At 73.1% G+C, this 16,589-nt stretch carries 24 protein-coding genes; 18 read left to right on the forward strand and 6 right to left on the reverse strand.

All coding sequences use genetic code 11. From position 1 onward, the window contains the following. The first annotated feature begins 5 nt into the window (after positions 1-5). The 4 genes from RAN62_RS12865 to RAN62_RS12880 all read left to right on the forward strand — a co-directional run bounded on the left by RAN62_RS12865 (position 6) and on the right by RAN62_RS12880 (position 1,954). Positions 6-338: a DUF1416 domain-containing protein gene (locus RAN62_RS12865; RefSeq protein WP_305784824.1), complete on the forward strand. Its 333-nt coding sequence runs from the start codon at positions 6-8 to the stop codon at positions 336-338. Between the two features lie 175 nt (positions 339-513). Beyond that, complete coding sequence (locus tag RAN62_RS12870) at positions 514-747, forward strand: hypothetical protein (RefSeq protein WP_305784825.1); 234 nt, start codon at positions 514-516, stop codon at positions 745-747. Between the two features lie 47 nt (positions 748-794). After that, positions 795-1,046: a hypothetical protein gene (locus RAN62_RS12875; RefSeq protein WP_305784826.1), complete on the forward strand. Its 252-nt coding sequence runs from the start codon at positions 795-797 to the stop codon at positions 1,044-1,046. A 35-nt stretch (positions 1,047-1,081) separates the two neighbouring features. Next, entirely contained in the window at positions 1,082-1,954 is an 873-nt protein-coding gene (locus RAN62_RS12880; RefSeq protein WP_305784827.1) for a hypothetical protein, read from the forward strand. Here the strand turns inward: RAN62_RS12880 and RAN62_RS12885 are convergent. Further along, positions 1,948-2,322 (reverse strand): DsrE family protein, encoded by a 375-nt coding sequence (locus RAN62_RS12885; RefSeq protein WP_305784828.1) that lies wholly within the window; start codon positions 2,320-2,322, stop codon positions 1,948-1,950. The genes RAN62_RS12880 and RAN62_RS12885 overlap by 7 nt on opposite strands. Before the next feature lie 14 nt (positions 2,323-2,336). Between RAN62_RS12885 and mtfM the strand changes: the two genes are divergently transcribed. From mtfM to RAN62_RS12945, 12 genes are all read left to right on the forward strand, one after another. Then, on the forward strand, positions 2,337-2,441 hold the full coding sequence (gene mtfM, locus RAN62_RS12890) for a small membrane protein MtfM (RefSeq protein WP_304438988.1): 105 nt from the start codon (positions 2,337-2,339) through the stop codon (positions 2,439-2,441). Beyond that, entirely contained in the window at positions 2,438-3,040 is a 603-nt protein-coding gene (locus RAN62_RS12895) for a heme-binding beta-barrel domain-containing protein (RefSeq protein WP_305784829.1), read from the forward strand. The genes mtfM and RAN62_RS12895 overlap by 4 nt, the downstream gene beginning before the upstream one ends. Before the next feature lie 72 nt (positions 3,041-3,112). Further along, complete coding sequence (locus tag RAN62_RS12900) at positions 3,113-3,511, forward strand: Fur family transcriptional regulator (protein ID WP_305785275.1); 399 nt, start codon at positions 3,113-3,115, stop codon at positions 3,509-3,511. Next, on the forward strand, positions 3,508-4,566 hold the full coding sequence (ygfZ, locus tag RAN62_RS12905; RefSeq protein ID WP_305784830.1) for a CAF17-like 4Fe-4S cluster assembly/insertion protein YgfZ: 1,059 nt from the start codon (positions 3,508-3,510) through the stop codon (positions 4,564-4,566). The genes RAN62_RS12900 and ygfZ overlap by 4 nt, the downstream gene beginning before the upstream one ends. A gap of 25 nt (positions 4,567-4,591) precedes the next feature. Then, on the forward strand, positions 4,592-5,425 hold the full coding sequence (locus tag RAN62_RS12910; protein ID WP_305784831.1) for a beta-keto acid cleavage family enzyme: 834 nt from the start codon (positions 4,592-4,594) through the stop codon (positions 5,423-5,425). Next, complete coding sequence (locus RAN62_RS12915) at positions 5,422-6,357, forward strand: asparaginase (RefSeq protein ID WP_305784832.1); 936 nt, start codon at positions 5,422-5,424, stop codon at positions 6,355-6,357. Before RAN62_RS12910 ends, RAN62_RS12915 begins: the two co-directional genes overlap by 4 nt. A 68-nt stretch (positions 6,358-6,425) precedes the next feature. Then, positions 6,426-6,968 carry a helix-turn-helix domain-containing protein gene (locus tag RAN62_RS12920; RefSeq protein ID WP_305784833.1) on the forward strand — a complete coding sequence of 181 codons (543 nt, stop codon included), beginning with the start codon at positions 6,426-6,428 and terminating at the stop codon, positions 6,966-6,968. After that, complete coding sequence (locus tag RAN62_RS12925; RefSeq protein WP_305784834.1) at positions 6,968-7,429, forward strand: hypothetical protein; 462 nt, start codon at positions 6,968-6,970, stop codon at positions 7,427-7,429. The genes RAN62_RS12920 and RAN62_RS12925 overlap by 1 nt, the downstream gene beginning before the upstream one ends. A gap of 64 nt (positions 7,430-7,493) precedes the next feature. Continuing rightward, positions 7,494-7,805 carry a DUF2516 family protein gene (locus RAN62_RS12930; RefSeq protein WP_305784835.1) on the forward strand — a complete coding sequence of 104 codons (312 nt, stop codon included), beginning with the start codon at positions 7,494-7,496 and terminating at the stop codon, positions 7,803-7,805. Then, positions 7,802-8,698, forward strand: a complete 897-nt coding sequence (locus RAN62_RS12935; protein WP_438874497.1) for an alpha/beta fold hydrolase — start codon at positions 7,802-7,804, stop codon at positions 8,696-8,698. The genes RAN62_RS12930 and RAN62_RS12935 overlap by 4 nt, the downstream gene beginning before the upstream one ends. 31 nt (positions 8,699-8,729) lie before the next feature. Continuing rightward, positions 8,730-9,209 (forward strand): hypothetical protein, encoded by a 480-nt coding sequence (locus RAN62_RS12940; protein ID WP_305784836.1) that lies wholly within the window; start codon positions 8,730-8,732, stop codon positions 9,207-9,209. A gap of 30 nt (positions 9,210-9,239) precedes the next feature. Further along, complete coding sequence (locus RAN62_RS12945) at positions 9,240-10,004, forward strand: EI24 domain-containing protein (protein ID WP_305784837.1); 765 nt, start codon at positions 9,240-9,242, stop codon at positions 10,002-10,004. On the opposite strand, the gene RAN62_RS12950 is transcribed toward RAN62_RS12945, so the two are convergent. The 3 genes from RAN62_RS12950 to RAN62_RS12960 form a co-directional block, all read right to left on the reverse strand. Continuing rightward, on the reverse strand, positions 9,996-11,009 hold the full coding sequence (locus RAN62_RS12950) for a LacI family DNA-binding transcriptional regulator (RefSeq protein ID WP_305784838.1): 1,014 nt from the start codon (positions 11,007-11,009) through the stop codon (positions 9,996-9,998). The two genes, RAN62_RS12945 and RAN62_RS12950, sit on opposite strands and share 9 nt — an antisense overlap. 5 nt (positions 11,010-11,014) lie before the next feature. Further along, positions 11,015-12,421 (reverse strand): GH1 family beta-glucosidase, encoded by a 1,407-nt coding sequence (locus RAN62_RS12955; RefSeq protein WP_305784839.1) that lies wholly within the window; start codon positions 12,419-12,421, stop codon positions 11,015-11,017. Between the two features lie 127 nt (positions 12,422-12,548). Next, entirely contained in the window at positions 12,549-13,310 is a 762-nt protein-coding gene (locus tag RAN62_RS12960; RefSeq protein WP_305785277.1) for a maleylpyruvate isomerase family mycothiol-dependent enzyme, read from the reverse strand. A 67-nt stretch (positions 13,311-13,377) separates the two neighbouring features. Between RAN62_RS12960 and RAN62_RS12965 the strand changes: the two genes are divergently transcribed. Further along, positions 13,378-14,457, forward strand: coding sequence for a UDP-N-acetylmuramate dehydrogenase (locus tag RAN62_RS12965; protein WP_438874498.1), 1,080 nt, complete (start codon positions 13,378-13,380; stop codon positions 14,455-14,457). On the opposite strand, the gene RAN62_RS12970 is transcribed toward RAN62_RS12965, so the two are convergent. Both RAN62_RS12970 and RAN62_RS12975 read right to left on the reverse strand, forming a co-directional pair. Beyond that, positions 14,454-14,933 carry a CAP domain-containing protein gene (locus RAN62_RS12970; RefSeq protein ID WP_305784841.1) on the reverse strand — a complete coding sequence of 160 codons (480 nt, stop codon included), beginning with the start codon at positions 14,931-14,933 and terminating at the stop codon, positions 14,454-14,456. The two genes, RAN62_RS12965 and RAN62_RS12970, sit on opposite strands and share 4 nt — an antisense overlap. Before the next feature lie 74 nt (positions 14,934-15,007). Further along, positions 15,008-15,700 (reverse strand): sensor histidine kinase, encoded by a 693-nt coding sequence (locus RAN62_RS12975; RefSeq protein WP_305784842.1) that lies wholly within the window; start codon positions 15,698-15,700, stop codon positions 15,008-15,010. A 155-nt stretch (positions 15,701-15,855) separates the two neighbouring features. On the opposite strand from RAN62_RS12975, the gene RAN62_RS12980 reads away from it, so the two are divergent. After that, entirely contained in the window at positions 15,856-16,554 is a 699-nt protein-coding gene (locus RAN62_RS12980; RefSeq protein ID WP_305784843.1) for a response regulator transcription factor, read from the forward strand. Positions 16,555-16,589 lie beyond the last annotated feature (35 nt).

Below are 16,589 nucleotides of genomic sequence, written 5' to 3' on the forward strand. Positions count from 1 at the left end.
CCGCCATGACCACCCCCTCCAACATCGCGGACGGCTGCGCCGCTCCCGACCAGTCGGCGCCCCTCCCCGCCAGCGTCGACCTGGAGAAGGAGACGGTCATCACCGGCATCGTCTCCAACGCCGAGGGCGAGGCGGTGGGTGGCGCGTACGTCCGCCTGCTCGACTCGTCCGGCGAGTTCACCGCCGAGGTCGTGACGTCGCCGGAGGGTGTCTTCCGCTTCTTCGCGGCGCCGGGGTCGTGGACGCTGCGCGCGCTCTCCCGCGCCGGCAACGGTGACCTGGCTGTCGACGCCACGCGCGGTGTGAACGAAGTGGCGCTGGCGGTCGCGGCGGCCTGACCCACGCTCTGTTCGACAGGGGCGGTACTCCTCCGGGGTGCCGCCCCTGCTCGTTGTCCACAGGCGGGAAAGTTATCCACAGATCATGACTTCCGGGATGACACGGCGCTATTGACGTGAGTAGCGTTGCGGCATGACTAGACCAAAGGATCCTGCCGGCGGTACTGTGACGCGTATGCCCGCCGAACACATCGAGGTGCCGCTGGAGGGCGCAGCTCTTGTCGCGGCGCGCGAGGCTGCTCGTCGTGACGGCGTCTCCCTGCCCGAGTGGCTCGCCGAAGCCGCGTGGACGCAAGCCGTCGCGCAGGCTGCCCGGTCGACCGCCGAGGAGGATCGGCGCTGGCCCGATGAGCTGCCGGGCTGGCGCGAGGATGCGCTCGACCGCATCTTCGATCAGGACGCCGCGTGAAGCGAGGCGAGATCTGGCGCGTGGTGCGAGCCGGGCGCGAGCGTTCCGTGGTCATCGTCGGTCATGACGCCCTGACCCTGGAGCGGGACGCGGTGCTCGTCGTGCCTTTGTCGGAAGTGATCGGTGCGTCTCTCGTTCAGCCGCACCTGGCCGACAACGCCGGTCGCCCTGTCGGTGTCGCTCTGACGCCTCGCGTGGGCGAGATCGCCAAGGGATACCTCAAGGCGCCGCGAGGTGAGCTCGAGGCGGCGAGCGGCGAAAGCCTCGACATCGCGCTGCGGGCGGCGCTGGACCTGTGACCTTGGGGCGGGCGGCGGCGTGCGAGCATGGCGGCGTGACCAGTCCGCCGCAGTTCGCTTCCGGGCCGCCGCCTGCGCCGGGGCGGCCGAAGCGGCGGTGGTGGGTGGCCGGGATCGTGGCGGCCTGGGCGCTGGTGCTGGCGGGGGCGGCGGTGTGGTCGGTGCGGAACGATCCGCCGACCGTGGCGGAGCAGCGGGACATCGCGGCGGCGCTGCCGATCGTGCAGCGGGCCGGGGGGTTCGTGGTCGCCGCGGCGGACGGGCCGGGGCAGGTCATGGAGGTCGGGGCGTTGAGCTTCGACCGGGACTGTGCGCTCACGCCGGTGCGCGACGGGGTCGAGGCGGCGCGGGAGGTCGTTGTGCGGGTCAAGGACAACGAGGCGCCCGAGGTGCTGGAGTCGATCGCGGCGAAGCTGCCCGGCGACCTGCACGCGGCGGTGGAGCACAACGTGGACCAGACGCGCTATTCGCTGCGGGGGGACGCGGGGGAGTTTGTGGGGGTCGACGCGGCGATCCGGGACACGGACACGACGATCCGGGTGCGGGTGTCGACCGGGTGCCGGCCGCTGGCGGGTGGGGTGGACTATGCGCCCGCGCCTGTGCCGGCGGTGGCGGGGCAGGAGCCGGACGCGTTCCGGGACGCCGTGGCGGCGCTGGGCGGGGGGACGGCGGCGACGGTGATCGAGGTCGCGTGCCCGGGCGGCAGCGGGGCGGCGCGGACGGTGGTGGCGGACGGGGTGAAGGCGCCGGCGGACCTCGGGGCGGCGCTGCGGGACGTGGCCGGCGGGGCGGTTGTCGTGCGGGCCGCGGCGGGCGAGTGGGCGTACCGGGTGGGGGCGGTGTCGATGGTTGTCACCGCGGCCGAGGGCGCCGCGCGGGTCAGTGCGACGACGGGCTGCGCTCAGTAGACGACGGCCTGGGCGCCGTCGCCCATGATTTCCTCGACGAAGACGGCGGCGCCGGCGATGCGGATGCCCGGGAGGGTGTCGGCGGGGCCGATGTCGCGGCGGGCCGCGCACTGGGTGCACAGGGTCACCGTGCCCGAGGCCAGGAGCAGGTCGAGCAGGTCCGGCAGGGGCGCGGCGTGCGGCAGCTCGAAGGACGCGGCCCGGCCCGGCAGGGCGAACCACGCCGACTCGCCGGTCAGCCAGAAGGAGACCGGCACGCCGGCCGCCGCCGCGGTGCTCGCCACCGTGAACGCCTGGGAGCAGCGCTCCGGGGCGTCGGCGCCGGCGGTGGTCTTGACGACGAGAAGGCGGGCCATGCCGGTCAGCATAGGATGGTCCCGTCATGGTTACGGAGATCGGGTATGTCAGCCTGCTGGTCGCCGGCATCGGCGCGCTGGCGGGCGGTTTGGGCTATCTGGCTATGCGCATTGCAAGGGGACGCTGGTGAGCAGTGAGACGGAGAACCCCCTCGGACCGCCGCCCTGGCTGAACGCGCCGCCGGTCGAGGGCTATCCGTACGAGGACACCCACGATCTGCGGTCGGGGCCGGACCTGCACCCGGCGCTGCTCGGGCTGCTGCCGTTCATCGGGCTGTGGCGGGGCCGCGGCCAGGGCGGGTTCCCGGCGACGGAGGACTACAACTTCGCGCAGGAGATCCGGATCAGCCACGACGGCCGGCCCTTCCTGGCCTACGAGTCGCGCATCTGGCTGCTCGACGACGAGTCGAAGCCGCTCGGGATGGCGGACCGGGAGTTCGGGTTCTGGCGGCCGGTGCTCAACGCCGAGGGGCGCCCGACGGACGAGATGGAGGCCACGCTCACCACGCAGGAGGGCGTGATCGAGATCTACGAGGGCGAGGCCAAGGGCACGCGGCTCGAGATGGCGACGGCCGGGGTCGGGCACACGGCGACGGGGCTGGCGGTCTCGGGTGGGCATCGCCTGTTCGGGATCGTGGAGGGTGCGCTGCTCTATGCGTACGAGATGGCGGCCAAGGGTGAGGCCCTCCAGCCGCACCTCTCCGCGCGCCTGTTGCGCATCGGGGGTTGAGCAAGGGCGCGGCGGTCGCGAGGCCGCCGCGCGAACTATGCTCGACGTGTGTCCGCCACCTCTCTCGCCGAGATGCTCCGGGAACGCGGTCTGCGCCTCACCCCGCAGCGCCAGCTGATCCTGGAGGCGGTCCACGAGCTGGGCCATGCGACGCCGGAGTCGATCCATCACGCCGTGCGCGAGCGCGCCGCCGGTGTGAACATCACCACCGTCTATCGCACCCTCGAGCTGCTCGAGGAGCTGGGTCTGGTCAACCACACCCATCTGTCGCACGGCTCGCCGACCTATCACCCCGCGGGTGAGGATCAGCACGTCCACTTGGTCTGCCGCAATTGTGGCGCTATCAAGGAAGTCGATCCGTCGATCATGTTGCCGGTCACCGAGCGGCTGCAGCGGGAGTGCGACTTCCGCGTCGACGTCGGCCACGTGTCCCTCTTCGGGGTCTGCGGCGACTGCAAGGAGCAGGCATGACGACCGTGCTGGTCCAAGAGCTCGAGCCCGAGTCCGCCGACGCCGGGGTGCCGGCCCACTTCGGCGACCCGATGCGCGAGCAGCGGCTGCTGGAGACCGCCGTCGGGCTGGTCGACCGCTCCCACCGCGACGTCGTGGCCGTGCCCGGCGAGGAGCGGGCCAGCTGGCTGCACACCATCACCACCCAGCATCTGAGCGACCTGGGCGCCGGGCAGGGCACCGAGCTGCTCGTCCTCTCGCCGAACGGGCACGTCGAGCAGCACGCCCAGGTGACCGAGGACGGCACGACGACCTGGCTCGACACCGAGCCGGGGGCCGGTGCGGGCCTCTTGAAATACCTCGAGATGATGCGCTTCTTCATGCGGGTCGAGCCGCGGGACGCCACGGCCGAGATCGCCGTGCTCTCGCTGGTGGGCCCCGAGGCCGCCGCGACCGCCGCGCGTCTGCTGGGCGTCGAGCTGGCCGAGCCGCGGGTGGCGGAGGTGCCCGGCCCGAAGTTCGCCACCGGGTCCGTGCCGTCCGGCCCGACCGCGCGTTACGACGTCCAGCCGTTCGACGGCGGGTGGGCGCGCCGGGTGCCGCTCGGCGTCGACCTGCTCGTGCGGCGTGAGCAGCGGGAGGCGGTCGAGGCGCGGCTGGCCGAGGTGCCACGGGCGGGGCTCTGGGCGTACGAGGCGGTGCGGGTGGCGCATCGCGTCCCGCGGCTGGGCTGGGAGACCGACCACCGCACGATCCCGGCCGAGGCGGGGTTCCTCGCCGCCGCCGTGCACCTCGACAAGGGCTGTTACCGGGGGCAGGAGACCGTCGCCCGGGTGCACAACCTGGGCCGGCCGCCGCGCCGGCTGGTGCTGCTGCACCTGGACGGGGTCGCCACCGATCACCCGCCGGCGCACGGGACGCCGATCACGCTCGACGGGCGCGAGGTCGGGTTCGTGGGCACCGCCGTGCGCCACCACGAGCTCGGCATGATCGCCCTCGGTGTGCTCAAGCGCAACGTCGCCGACGACGCCCGGCTGACCGTCGCGGAGTCGGCCGCCATGATCGATCCGGACTGACGGGGGCCGTGGCAGGATCTCGGATATGACCGGGACCTTGATCACTGTCGCGCCCACCGGCGCGGAGAGCTCGAAGGCGGCCGCACCCGCGCTGCCGGTGACCCTGGACGAGCTCGTGGCCACCGCCAAGGAGTGCGAGGCGCTCGGCGCTTCGATCGTCCACGTCCACATCCGCGACGACGCCGCCGAGCCGACCCTCGACCCGGGCCGGCTGCGCGACACCGTGGCGGCGCTGCGGCAGTCGACCGACCTGATCGTGCAGCTCTCGTCGGGCGGCGCGGTCACCGATCCGGAGGCCGACCGGCTGGCGGTGCTCGACGCGGGCCCGGAGATGGCGTCCTGCACGATGGGCACGGTCAACTTCGGCGACGGGGTGTTCCTCAACCGCTGGGAGTTCATCGTCGACCTGCACACCCGGATGCAGGAGCGCGGGATCGTGCCGGAGTACGAGATCTTCGACCTGGGCCAGCTGACGACGCTGCAGCGGCTGCTCGGGCAGCACGGGCTGCCGGCGGGCGGGCACGTCCACGTCGACCTCGTGATGGGCGTGCCGGGCGGCATGCCGGGCAACGCCGAGGCGCTCGTGGCGTGCGCGGCGGCGATCCGGGACCTGCCCGCGGGCACCACCTTCTCGGCCACGGGCATCGGCCGGTCCACCATCCCGGTGATGCTCGCCTCGCTCGCGACCGGCGGGCACCTGCGCGTCGGCATGGAGGACACATTGACGTACGCCAGGGGCCGCGCCGTCGACTCGAACATGCAACTGGTCGCGCGGGCCGTCGGCTTCGCGCAGCTGGCCCAGCGCCCGCCGCTCACCACGGCCGAGGCGCGCGAGCTGCTGGGGGTGCCGGCCCGATGATCCTCGCCGAGGTGGTGCGCTCCGGTTTCGTGGAGTGCGTGCACGAGGGTTCCGTCGTGGTGCTGGACCCGTCCGGTGCGGTCGTAGCCGCCGCGGGGGACGTGACCGGTCCTGTCTTCCCGCGCTCGTCGAACAAGCCGTTGCAGACCGTCGGGATGCTGCGCAGCGGATTGCGTACGCGGGAATCGGCTGATCTGGCTCTGATCAGCGGCAGCCACTTCGGCGAGCCCTTCCACGTGACCCGGGTCCGGGCGATCCTGGCCGGGGCGGGCCTGACCGAGGACGACCTGCGCTGCGTGGAGTCGCTGCCGCTGCTGGAGAGCGAGCGCGACGCCGTCCTCCGCGCCGGGGGCAGCGCCTCGCGGATCCTCATGAACTGCTCGGGCAAGCACGCCGGCATGCTCGCGACGTGCGTGGCCAACGAGTGGTCGCGGGACGACTACCGCGACGCCAAGCACCCGCTGCAGGTGGCCGTGGCCGACACGGTGGAGGAGCTGGTCGGCGAGCCGATCGCGGCGACCGGGGTGGACGGCTGCGGCGCGCCGGTCTTCGGCTTCTCGCTCACCGCGCTGGCCCGGGGTTTCCAGGTGCTGGTCGACGCGCCGGAGGGCAGCTTCGAGCGGCAGGTCGCCGACGCGATGCGGGCCGACCCGGAGCTGGTCGCCGGCACCGGAGCCGAGGACACCCTGCTCATGCGGGGTGTGCCGGGGTTGCTCGCCAAGGGCGGCGCCGAGGGTGTCGTCGCGGTCGCCGTGCCGGGAGTGGGCGCGGTGGCGCTCAAGATCGCCGACGGGGCGATGCGGGCGCGGATGCCTGTCCTGGTCTCCGCGCTGCGCAAGCTGGGCCTCGACGCGCCCGTGCTGACGCAGCTGTCCGAGGTGCCGGTGCTGGGCGGCGGCGTGCAGGTGGGCGAGGTCCGCGCGACCTGGTGACCTGATTCACGCTAACTCCTGCAAGCGTTTTGCTTGCAGGAGTTAGCACTCGGGGCTACCGTCGGGACATGGCCACCGGTAAGGATCTGCCCCAGGACATCGGCTCCTTCATTAAGGACCTGCGGCAGACCGCGAAGATCTCGCTCCGGCAGCTCGCCGACAAGGCGGGCGTGAGCAACCCCTACCTGAGCCAGGTCGAGCGGGGGCTGCGCAAGCCGAGTGCCGAGGTGCTGCAGCAGATCGCCAGCGCGCTGCGGGTGTCGACGCCCGCGATGTACCTGCGGGCCGGCCTGCTCGACGGTGAGGGCGCGCAGGGTGTGATCGCGGCGATCGCGGTCGACCCCGACCTCACGATCGCGCAGAAGCAGTCGCTCACCCAGATCTACGAGACGTTCCGCAATGAGAACGCGCGGCAGGCCGCCGCGGAGGAGCCCGCCACCGTCGAGGTGCCGGACGAGGACGAGGCCCTGCGCACGGCCGTCGCCGCCGAGGATGCCGCGCTGCGCGCCGCGGTCGCCGATGTCGCCGCCGTCGAGGAGGGCGCGACGCCGCTGCCCAAGAGCGCCGAGGTCCTTGCCGCCGAGAAGACCACTCCATCCGAGGAGAAGTGATGACCGACCAGACCAAGACCCGCATCCCGGCTCCCCTCTACGCCGCCGCCGGCGCCGGTGACCTCGCCCTGCAGGAGCTGCGCAAGCTCCCCGCCGTGGTGAGCCACCTCGGCGACCGCGCCGTCGCCTCGCTGCGCACCGCCAACGACACCGCGGGCGCCACGGCCGGCTCGCTGCGCGAGAAGGCCACCGCCACCGACTTCGACCAGCTGCGCGACACCGCCGCCTCCAGCGCCCTCGCCTTCGCGCAGGTCGCCCAGGAGCGGGCCGTCGCCGCCTACACGGCGCTGGTCGCCCGGGGCGAGCGCGTGGTCGGCACCGGCGTCGTCGAGGCCGCCGACGTGGTCAACGCCGACATCGAGACCACCGAGGAGCCCAAGGCCGTCGAGGCCACCCCGGCCACGGCGCCCAAGCCGCGCAAGCGCGTCACCAAGGCCGCGCCCAAGCCGGCCGGCGAGTGAGCCACTGACGGACCTTGATCGCGCGTCCCGGCGTTCGCCGGGGCGTGCGGCATAAACTGCACCCATGGTCTCCAGCGCGCCGATCTTCTATCGCGACGTGGTCGCGTACATCAACGTGCTTGTCATGATCGCTTCGCTGATCGTGCAGGCCGTGGCCCTCATCCACTGCATCACCCAGCGCGGCGACGGATTCCAGGCGCTCGGCACGCTGCCCAAGGGCGCCTGGGTGGCCATCATCGCCGTCTGCATGGTGCTCACCTACCTGCTCGGCTCGACCGGCATCTTCGGGCTGATCGGCATCGCCGCCGCCCTGATCTACCTGCTCGACGTGCGTCCGGGGCTGCGCGATCTCTCGGACGGCAAGGGCTTCTGGTGAGGTTCCGCCGGCCGCCGCCCCCGGACGGCGGCCCGCGGACCCCCGGCCCCGGCCCCACCGGGCCCCGCAGCGGCCGCCCGACCCTGCCGGCCCCGCCCACCGAGCTCGTCGAGACCCCCCATGGCGTACGCCTGGAGCAGCTCGTCACCGGCACCGGCACTCCTGTCACCGTGTTCGCGCACGGCCTCGCCGGGGACATCGCCGGCACCCGCCCGCTCGGCAGTGCCGTGGCCGGCCGCCGCGTCTTCTTCCAGTTCCGGGGGCACGGCCGCTCCGACGCGCCGCCGGGGCCCTGGCGCTTCGCCGACCTCGCCGAGGATCTGCGAGCCGTGGCCGACCGCGCCGGGGCGACCCGGGCGGTCGGGGTCAGCATGGGCGCCGGGGCCCTCGCCCGGCTGCTCGCCACCGATCCGGCCCGCTTCGAGCGGGTGGTGCTCTACCTGCCGGCGCCGCTGGACGGCATTCGACCCCGGATCGCGGAGGAGCGGCTGTCCCGCCTGCTCGCCGCCGTCGAGTCCGGGGAGGCGGCCGCGGTCGCCGACGCCGTCGAGGGCGAGTTGCCGCCGTCGGTCCGCAACACGCCGACGGGCTGGAGCTATCTGCGCCAGCGAGTCGATCAGCTGCTCCGGGACGGGCTCGCGCCGGAGCTGGAGACGCTGTGGCAGGAGCCGGCGCTGGCCGACCCCGAGCTGCTCAAGGCGTACCAGGGGGAAGCTCTGGTGATCGGCTGCCACGGTGACGAGGTCCACCCGGTCAGCTGGGCCGAGCGGCTGGCCACGCTGCTGCCGGGCGCCGACCTCGAGGTGTACGACCGCCCCGCCGTGCTCTGGACGCACCGGCGCGAGCTGCGGGACCGCGTTTCGGCCTTCCTGAACCGGCCGAACGGGCCGTAACCAAAACGGGGCGTCGCGCGGTGTACGGAACGTGCGGTTCACCCCGAAATCGGTCTTTCTCGGCATCGTTGCCGTCGGCCTCCCGTTCGCCGTCGTCACCGGCTGGTCGCTGGCCACTCCCGGCACGCCGCCGGCCGCCGTGGCGGAGGCCCCGGGCGGTGCGGGCGGCCTGGGCGCGGCCCCCGCCGGCAAGCAACCCGCGCGTACGGTCACCACGCCCGAGACCTGGTCGCCGCGCGAGACCCGGCAGGTCTCCGTGATCGAGTCCGTGGCCCCGAGCGCGCCCCCGGCCCCGACGTCGCCGGCCGCCACGACCCCGCCGCAGGCCGTCCCGTCCACCTCGCAGGAGCCGGATCCCGGTGACACGCTGACCCTGCCGCCGGTGCCGACGCCGACCTCGATCGAGACCGCCGACCCGAGCGCCTCGGCGACCGAGGAGCCCGGTCCCGTCGCCTCCGAGCCCGCGCCCTCGGGCGGCCTCGGTCAACTTCGCTGGCACCGCCGCCGCTGAGGACCCGCCGGGCCCCTATGCTTCTGGCCCGTGGGCGACTCAGTACGTGACTTCTTCACCGGCGTCGGCTTTCTCGGCCGGGGCCTCGGCCTGGTGCTGAGCACGCCCCGGCTGCTCGGGCTGGGTCTGCTGCCCGCGCTCATCAGCGGCGCCCTCTACGCGGCCGCGCTGGGTACGCTCATCGCCTTCCTCGGCGACCTGTCGGCGGCGGTCACCTGGTTCGCCGACGACTGGTCCACGGTGTGGCGCGACGTGCTGCGCTTCCTGGGCGGTGCGGCGCTGCTCGGGCTGGCCGGCCTGCTGGGCGTCCCGGCCTTCACGGCGGTCACGCTGGCGATCGGCGACCCGTTCTACGAGCGGATCTCCCGGCACGTCGAGCAGCGGTACGGCGGGGTGCCCGGCGAGGTCGAGGTGCCCCTCTGGCAGTCGCTGCGCCGCGGTGTGGCGGACTCGCTGCGGCTGATCGGCCTGTCGGTGCTGCTCGGCATCCCGCTCTTCGTGGCCGGCTTCATCCCGGTGGTGGGCCAGACGGTGGTCCCGGTCGTCGGCGGCGCGGTGGGCGGCTGGCTGTTGTCGCTGGAGCTGACCGGCGTCCCCTTCGAGCGGCGCGGGCTCCGGCTGCGGCACCGCCGGGAGGAGCTGCGCCGGCGGCGGCCGCTCGCGCTCGGCTTCGGCGCGGCCGTCTTCGTGTGCTTCCTGATCCCGCTCGGCGCGATCCTGCTCATGCCCGCCGCGGTCGCCGGCGCCGCCCTGCTGTCCCGCAAGGTCTTCGGACAGCCCGTCACCCTAGGCTGACGCGCGGACCACGAGCTCGGTGGGGAGGACGACCGAGCGCGGCAGGTCGGTGCGCCCGTCGACCAGGCCGAGCATCTGGCGGGCCATCGTGCGGCCCATCTCGACGATCGGCTGGCGGACGGTGGTCAGCGGCGGGTCGCTGATCCGGCTGATCTCGACGTCGTCGAAGCCGACGACCGCGACGTCGGCGGGCACCCGGCGACCGGCCTCCCGCAGGGCCTGCAGCGCGCCGTGGGCCATCATGTCCGAGGCGACGAAGACCGCGTCGAGCCGCGGGTCCGCGGCGAGCAGGCGGCGCATGGCGTGCACCCCGGACTCGCGGGTGAAGTCGCCGGCCTCGACGAGCTCGGGGCGCCCCGCCTCGGCGAGGGCCGTCCGGTAGCCGGCGAGCCGGTCGACGCCCGCGACCATGTCCTGCGGCCCGGCGACCGTCGCGATCCGGCGGCGCCCGGCGCGCAGGAGGTGGCGTACGGCGGTGGCGACGCCCTCGATGTGGTCCACGTCCACGTACGAGACGGCCGGCTCGCCGCCCATCGGCCGGCCGCTGCACACGACGGGGATGCCCAGCCGCGCCAGTACGCCCGGCAACGGGTCGGCGCCGTGGACGGAGGCGAACATGACGCCGTCGACGTGACCGGCCATGGCGTACCGCTCGACCCGGTCGTGGCTCGCCGAGGAGCCGGCCATCATCAGCACCAGCTGCTTGTCCGCGGCCTCCAGCTCGGTGCTGACGCCGCGGATCATCGCCGGGAAGAACAGGTCGTCGGAGAAGACCCTGTTCGCCGTCTCCGGCAGGATCAGGGCGATCGACTCGGTCCGCTGGGTCACCAGGCTGCGCGCCGCCTGGTTGGGCACGTAGCCCAGCTCGCGCACGGCCTGGTTGACCGCGTCACGGATCGCCGCGGCGACGGTCGTGGAGCCGTTGACGACGCGGGAGACGGTCGCTCGCGACACCCCGGCCCGCCGGGCCACCGCTTCGAGGGTCGGCCGCTCCCGCGTCACCATTCAGCTCACTCCTCGATCCCGGCCGCTTCCTCGAGGCCGTTCCGGCGGATCACGTCGCTGTACCACTGGGCACTGCGCTTCGGGGTGCGCTCCTGGGTGGTGTAGTCGACGTGCACCAGCCCGAACCGCATGTTGTAGCCCTCGGCCCACTCGTAGTTGTCCATGAGTGACCACGCGAAGTATCCACGAAGGTCCACACCGTACGACAGGGAGTCGAGGCACGCGCGCAGGTGGCCGTCGAGATAGGCGACCCGGCCCGGGTCGTCGACGCCGCCGTTGTAGGCGGCGCCGTTCTCGGTGATCATCATCGGGACGCCGTAGTCGTCGTGGATCCGGTTGAGCAGCCGGGTCAGCGCGGCCGGCTCGATCTGCCAGCCGATGTCGGTGACCGGCCCGACCGGCTCGCGGAAGGCGATGCCCTCGCTGCCCGGCGTGTCCAGGGCCGCGGGCGTGCCGGGGACGGCCGACACGTAGGTCGGCGTGTAGTAGTTGACGCCCAGCACGTCGATCGGGGCGTTGATGATCGCCTCGTCGCCCTCGCGGATGTGCGAGAGGTCGGTGAAGCGGGCGATGATCCGCTTGACGTCCTCCGGGTAGGCGCCGCGGAAGAGCGGGTCCAGGAAGATGCGGTTGCCCACGCCGTCGACGATCCGGGAGGCGGCCTGGTCGGCCGGGCTCGCGGGGTCGAGCGGGGCGACGGTGACCGGGTTCAGCGTGATGCTGACCGTCTGGGCGCCGGCCGCCTTGAGCGCGCGGGCCGCCAGTCCGTGGCCGAGCAGCAGGTGGTGGGTGGCGACGAGGGCCGCCGCCGGGTCCTGGATGCCGGGGGCGTGGACGCCCTTGCCGTAGCCGAGGTAGGCGGAGCACCACGGCTCGTTGAGGGTGGTCCACGTGTTCACGCGGTCGCCGAGGCGGGCGTGGACGATCTGCGCGTACTCGGCGAAGGCCTCCGCCGTGCCGCGGTTGAGCCAGCCGCCCTGGTCCTGCAGCGTCTGCGGGAGGTCCCAGTGGTAGAGCGTCACGACCGGGTCGATGCCCTTGCCGATCAGCTCGTCGACGAGCCGGTCGTAGAAGTCGAGGCCGCGGGTGTTGACCGGCCCGGTGCCGTCCGGCTGGATCCGGGGCCAGGCCACCGAGAACCGGTACGCCCCGAGCCCGAGCCCGGCCATGAGCTGCACGTCGTCGGCGTACCGGTGGTAGTGGTCGCACGCCACGTCGCCCGTGTGCCCCCGGAACACCCGGCCGGGCGTCCGGCTGAAGGTGTCCCAGATGGACGCGCCCCGGCCGTCCTCGAACGCCGCCCCCTCGATCTGGTACGACGCCGTCGCCGCACCCCAGACGAAGCCGTCCGGGAACCGGGGTCCCGACTTCAGCGGCTCGCCGCTGGCCTTTTCCTCCACGGTTGCCGTCATGCCGTCACCGCTCTCTGCGTGAGGCCGCCGCGCCCGGTCCGCTCCGACCGGGCCCCGGGGCCGCCCAACTTAACCGGTCCAGCGTACGGCCAAACCGCCCCGCGAGAGCCCCCCGGATGTTGCGGAACTACCCCGCGCGCAGCGCCGTCACGAGGCGCGGGTCGCCGAGAACGGCCAATTTGTCGGTTTCCGCGCGTCCCATGAGCGTGAGCAGTAGGTCGCTCGCCGTGCCGGTCGCCTGGGCCCGGGCGTGGTGATCGTCCGAGTCGAGGATCGTGCCGGTGTCGAGCAGGGCGATGCCCGCGCCGCGCAGCCGCACGAACCACTCGTAGCTCGCGTCCGTGGCGACCAGGTGCACGACGCCGTGCAGGTCGGTCGGGCCCTTGCGGTAGCCCGCGGGCAGCCAGGTGTCGAGGACCTCGCTGACGCCGTCGGCGGCGAGCTTGGTCTCGATCGGGGTCGGGCGGCCGGCGGCGGCCTCGGCGTCCCAGCGGTGCACGGACATCTCGTGCGCGAGGCGCCGCTGCCAGAAGCCGGCCTTCTTCGCCTGCGCCGGCCAGGTCCACGACGGCAGGTCGGGGTCGAGGGCGTCGAGCGTCTCGATGGTGCCGGTGATCTCCCGGCGCAGGCCGTCGAGCGCCTCCTGCCACTCGGGGCGGGGCTCCGGGACGACCCGGGGCGCGGGCTTGTCGATCACGCCCCGCGGCGCCAGCTCGCGGACCCAGCGCAGCACCGCGGTGAGATGCTCGACGAGATCGGCGGTCGTCCACCCGGGACAACCGGGCACCGCGGCGTCCGGGCCGGTCTCGGCCACGGCGTCCCGCAGGGCCGGTCCGTCGGCGCGCAACGCGGCCAGCCAGAAGTCCTTCGTCGCGTTGAGCCTGTTCATCAGCATCTCCCGCTCGAAGAGGACCACCAGTCCATCGCCCCGTGCCGCCTCGGCCTAGGGTGAAGTCGTGCCTGACGTTAGTGCTGATCCCCCCGCCCTCGCATCCGCAGTGCATGCCAGTTCGCTGGGGGCGTACACGACGCTACGCCTCGGCGGCCCGGCCGGCACGGTCTCGGTGGTCACCGAAACCGACGAAGCCGTCGAAACCGTACGCGCGGCCACCGGCCCGATCCTCGTCCTGGCCGGCGGCAGCAACGTCGTCATCGGCGACGGCGGCTTCCCCGGCACGGTGCTGCTGCTGCGCACCCGGGGCGTGGAGGTCGTCGACCAGGATCACCGCGGCGCCCTCGTGCGGGTCGCGGCGGGCGAGCCGTGGGACGACTTCGTGGCCGAGACGATCCGGCGCGGGCTCTCGGGGCTGGAGGCGCTCTCCGGCATCCCGGGCTCGGCCGGTGCGACACCCATCCAGAACGTCGGCGCGTACGGGCAGGAGGTCGCCCGCACGATCGAGCGGGTGCGCGTCTTCGACCGGGACTCCGGCGAGGTCGTCTGGATGGGGCTCGACGAGTGCCGCTTCGGCTACCGGTCGAGCGTCTTCAAGCACAACGACCGCTACCTGGTGCTCGAGGTCGACTTCCGGCTGCCCGTCTCCGCGGACTCCGCGCCGATCCGCTACGCCGAGCTGGCCCGGCACCTCGGCGTCGAGGTGGGGGAGCGGGTGGCCGCGGAGCGCGTACGGGAGACGGTGCTGAAGGTCCGTGCGAGCAAGGGCATGGTCCTCGACCCGGAGGACCCCGACACGTGCTCGGTGGGCTCCTTCTTCACCAACCCGGTGCTCTCCGCCGAGCAGTGGGCGGCGGTGCAGGACCGGCTCGCCGACGCGGGCGAGCCGCCGAGCTGGCCGGCGCCGAACGGCACGGTCAAGGTGCCGGCGGCCTGGCTGATCGAGAAGGCGGGCTTCACCAAGGGGTACGCGGGCCGGGACGGGGTGGCCATCTCCGGCAAGCACACCCTCGCCCTCACCCACCGGGGCGGCGGCTCCACCGAGGCGTTGCTGGACCTCGCGCGGGAGATCCGCGACGGGGTCCGGGACCGGTTCGGCGTGACCCTGCACCCCGAGCCGGTCCTGGTCAACTGCGCTCTCTAGTAACCGAAGACCTGGGCCCAGTAATGCGTGCCGTTCGCGGCCTGTTGCACCCCGGCGCCGAAGGAGCGGGCGCCGCAGTTGAGGATGTTGCGCCGGTGCGGCGGGCTGGCCATCCAGGCGTCGACCACGGCGTCGGCGTCGGCGAAGCCCCAGGCGATGTTCTCGCCGGCGGGCTCGGCGTAGCCCGCCGCCCGGGAGCGGACCTCGAAGGTGGAGCCGCGCCAGCCCAGGTGGCCGAAGTCGCCGGTGGCCGCCATGTAGTGCGCCTGGCGGACCGAGGCGACCATCAGCTCCGGCTCGACGGTGAGCTCGGGGCAGCCGTACAGGCGGCGCTGCTCGTTGGTGTGGGTCAGGATGTCGTCCATCAGCGCGGGCGCTGTCATCGGCCCCACGGCCTGCGCGGAGGCCGGGGTCGCGGTGATCAGGGCAGCCGACGCGGCCGCGGCGACAGCAATACGTCGTAGCATTTCGGACATGTCGACATCGGACAATAAACTTGAGCCGTACGTTCCTTCTTTGCCGGTTTAGGAGTGCGGCGTACGGGTTCGTGTCACGATGAGGAGTTGACCGTGGGCAGCCGCACCACGGCGCCGGCGCCCGTCGCCGGGTCGTAGGTGAGCACCACCGACCCGCCGTGCCGGTCGGCGATCGCCTCGGCGAGCAGCAGCCACAGGGCGGTGCTGCGCCGGCGGTGCGGGGGCTCGGGTTCGGCCAGCATGCCCGCCATCAGTGCCTCGTTCGTGAGCTGTTCGGCCGTGCGGGCGGTGACCCTGATCTCCCAGCCGTCCGGGGCAGGCTCGGCGCGTACCGTCGCGGAGCGGTCCGCCGCCCCGCTCGCGACCGTGCCGATCACCGCGTAGAAGAGGTCCCGCAGCAGCCCGGCGTCTCCGGTGAGCGGAGGTCCCGCCGCGGCCTCGACCGTCGCCGCGGTGTAGGGCTCGCGGCTGGCCAGCAGGTCCGCCGCCGCCCGGATCGCGTCGCCGGGCTGCACCGGCCCGGGCCGCAGCTCCAGGTCGCCGGTCTGCAGCCGGCTGACCACCATGAGGTCGCGGACGAGGGCGAGCATCCGGTCGGTGTTGCGGCGCACGGCGCTCAGGGCCACCGAGCGCTCGGCCGGCGCCAGGTCGTCGGTGTCCAGGCTCTCGGTGAACGAAGCGATGGTCGTCAGCGGCGTCCGCAGCTCGTGGGAGATGACCGAGAGGAAGCGGGCCTGCTGCGCGAAGGCGTCTGTGGGGGTTCGCACGCTGAACTATAACTTTCCGTATATGAACCGACACGTCACGCTATCGTGAGTTTCGAACATTTCATCGCCGTCGTCCGCCCGGCGCGGGCGGCACGTGTGACGCGCTGACCCCGGATGCGAGAGCGGGGCGGCCGCATGCCGGAGGAGGCCCAGCAATGAGCAGATTGCTCGTGGTCGAGGACGACCCGGACATCGCGCTGGCGCTGCGGCTGCTGTTCAGCCGGGCGGGGTACGAGGTCGCGCACGCGGGCGACGGCCGGACGGGTCTCAAGGAGGCCTACGCCGAGCACCCCGACCTGGTGGTCCTCGACGTCGGCCTGCCCGAGATGGACGGGTGGCAGGTGCTCGAACGGCTGCGCGACGTGTCGGACGTACCGGTGCTGGTCCTCACCGCCCACGGTCAGGAGCAGGAGAAGGTACGCGGCCTGCGCGGCGGCGCCGACGACTACCTGACCAAGCCGTTCGCCAACAACGAGCTGCTCGCCCGGGTGGAGGCACTGCTGCGCCGCTCGTCCAGCGGGCAGAACAGCTGGGCCAGCCAGATCTACGACGACGGCCTGGTGCACCTCGACCCGACCAAGCGCCGGGTCTATGTCAAGGGCGACGAGAAGCGCCTCACCCCGACCGAGTTCCGGCTGCTCAACGCGCTGGTCCGGCACGCGGGCGCGGTGCTCAGCCCCAATCAGCTGCTGACCCAGGCGTGGGACGACCCCACCGGCATCGGGCAGGAGCGGGTCAAGTTCGCCGTGCTGCGGCTGCGCCGCAAGCTCGGCTGGTCGGATCCCGACGAGAGCCCCATCGAGTCCGTCCGCGGATTCGGTTACCGCTACCGCCGCCCGGGGGGAGACACCTGAGCCGGTGTTCTCAGGTGGGACCGGGCGGAACCGAT

The sequence above is a fragment of the Symbioplanes lichenis genome (assembly GCF_030709675.1).
GTDB lineage: Bacteria > Actinomycetota > Actinomycetes > Mycobacteriales > Micromonosporaceae > Actinoplanes > Actinoplanes lichenis.

Coding starts and splice junctions, on each gene's coding strand:
- RAN62_RS12865 (WP_305784824.1), top strand. CDS start 6: ATGACCACCCCCTCCAACATCGCGGACGGCTGCGCCGCTCCCGACCAG.
- RAN62_RS12870 (WP_305784825.1), top strand. CDS start 514: ATGCCCGCCGAACACATCGAGGTGCCGCTGGAGGGCGCAGCTCTTGTC.
- RAN62_RS12885 (WP_305784828.1), bottom strand. CDS start 2,322: ATGCTGACCGGCATGGCCCGCCTTCTCGTCGTCAAGACCACCGCCGGC.
- mtfM (WP_304438988.1), top strand. CDS start 2,337: ATGGTTACGGAGATCGGGTATGTCAGCCTGCTGGTCGCCGGCATCGGC.
- RAN62_RS12900 (WP_305785275.1), top strand. CDS start 3,113: ATGCTCCGGGAACGCGGTCTGCGCCTCACCCCGCAGCGCCAGCTGATC.
- ygfZ (WP_305784830.1), top strand. CDS start 3,508: ATGACGACCGTGCTGGTCCAAGAGCTCGAGCCCGAGTCCGCCGACGCC.
- RAN62_RS12910 (WP_305784831.1), top strand. CDS start 4,592: ATGACCGGGACCTTGATCACTGTCGCGCCCACCGGCGCGGAGAGCTCG.
- RAN62_RS12915 (WP_305784832.1), top strand. CDS start 5,422: ATGATCCTCGCCGAGGTGGTGCGCTCCGGTTTCGTGGAGTGCGTGCAC.
- RAN62_RS12920 (WP_305784833.1), top strand. CDS start 6,426: ATGGCCACCGGTAAGGATCTGCCCCAGGACATCGGCTCCTTCATTAAG.
- RAN62_RS12925 (WP_305784834.1), top strand. CDS start 6,968: ATGACCGACCAGACCAAGACCCGCATCCCGGCTCCCCTCTACGCCGCC.
- RAN62_RS12930 (WP_305784835.1), top strand. CDS start 7,494: ATGGTCTCCAGCGCGCCGATCTTCTATCGCGACGTGGTCGCGTACATC.
- RAN62_RS12950 (WP_305784838.1), bottom strand. CDS start 11,009: ATGGTGACGCGGGAGCGGCCGACCCTCGAAGCGGTGGCCCGGCGGGCC.
- RAN62_RS12955 (WP_305784839.1), bottom strand. CDS start 12,421: ATGACGGCAACCGTGGAGGAAAAGGCCAGCGGCGAGCCGCTGAAGTCG.
- RAN62_RS12960 (WP_305785277.1), bottom strand. CDS start 13,310: ATGAACAGGCTCAACGCGACGAAGGACTTCTGGCTGGCCGCGTTGCGC.
- RAN62_RS12970 (WP_305784841.1), bottom strand. CDS start 14,933: ATGTCCGAAATGCTACGACGTATTGCTGTCGCCGCGGCCGCGTCGGCT.
- RAN62_RS12980 (WP_305784843.1), top strand. CDS start 15,856: ATGAGCAGATTGCTCGTGGTCGAGGACGACCCGGACATCGCGCTGGCG.